The organism is Desulfovibrio sp. 1214_IL3152 (assembly GCF_036763055.1).
Taxonomy (GTDB): domain Bacteria; phylum Desulfobacterota; class Desulfovibrionia; order Desulfovibrionales; family Desulfovibrionaceae; genus Desulfovibrio.
This window is the reverse complement of record NZ_JBAIYW010000070.1, coordinates 1-1,208: the sequence shown is the minus strand read 5'-3', so window position 1 is coordinate 1,208 and position 1,208 is coordinate 1. Positions and strand designations below refer to the sequence as shown.

The following is a 1,208-nucleotide window of genomic DNA, read 5'->3' as shown; positions in this document are numbered from 1 at the left end:
CGGCAGTACGCCGAAAATATGCTTGAGGCCGCCGCCGATATGGCCCATGCACTGGACAATCCCGGCAAAGGGCTTGAGCAGAGCCGCATAGGCGAAACACGCACCGCGTTCAATCTGCAGCACATGGTGCGCGAGGCGCACGATGCCGTCAGTGCCGCTGCCGAGAATGCGGGCATTGGCCTTGCGTGGTATATGCCTCCCCTGTTGGGGCATATGTATGAGGGACAGGCGCAGACCCTGCGCGAAACCCTGTGTCTTCTGCTTGAAAGCGCCGTGCGGGCCACCTCGCGCGGGGCTGTGCATCTTTCGGTGCGGCGCGTGCCTGAAAGCCCAGACCCAGGCCACCTGCTTTTTACGGTGACCGACACGGGCGCGGGCATTCCGCCGCGCAACCGCTCCACTCTTGCTCTGGCGCGTGCCTGGGAACTGGCCGGAACCAACAATTGTTACTTGAATGTGGAATGCACGCCCCAGGGGACGAGCATTTCTTTTACCCTTCGTCTTAAGCCGCTGGAGCAGGATGCCTCTGCTCCCGAAGAACTGCGGCCCCATGTGGTCGTTGTGGCGGACGGGGCCGTGGAGCGTCAGGGTTTTGCCCATATGGTGGCGGGCATGGGGCTGCCGAGCACAGAGGCGCGCACCGTGCGCGAAGCTCTGGAACTGAATCGGGAAAATCCCGCCCTGCTGCTTGTGGAGCATGAGCCTGTGGATGGTTCGGCGGCGTGCGACGTGCTTGAGCGCTTTAAAAATCAGGCTGTGAAGGCTGGCCTGCCCTTCTGCAAGGCTTTGGCCGTCACTGCCGACGACAGCCGATGGGACGCTCTGGCCGATACCGGATACACGCATGCCTTGCTGGAACCTGTTGATAAAACCGTTTTTGCGGCCACAGTGCAGGAAATTCTGGAGGAGGCCGGCATTTCCCTGCCGGGCGCTTCCGAAGAAAATACGGAAAGCCGGAACGCCCAGGCCGACGCCGGCGACGGTCATGAAAGCCATGACGACCTGCCCTCCGCAGATCTTGCCGGAGCAGAGGATCTTACGGCCCAGGCCAGTCCGCTGGAAGACTTGCTGCCGGGCGCAAAGGGTGCGGATGCTCCTTCTTCGCCCCTGCCCGATCTTTTCGGTTCAGACCAGGCTTGGCCCGCGTCAAGTGGGACTTCTTCGCGTCTGCCCGATCTCACGGCCCTGCCCCAGATTCTGGGCCTTGC

Annotated in this window: 1 pseudogene; it reads left to right on the top strand. The window is 62.4% G+C overall.

The features are described from left to right. A pseudogene (locus V6C07_RS01320) lies at window positions 1-1,208 on the top strand (response regulator); the annotation flags it as partial.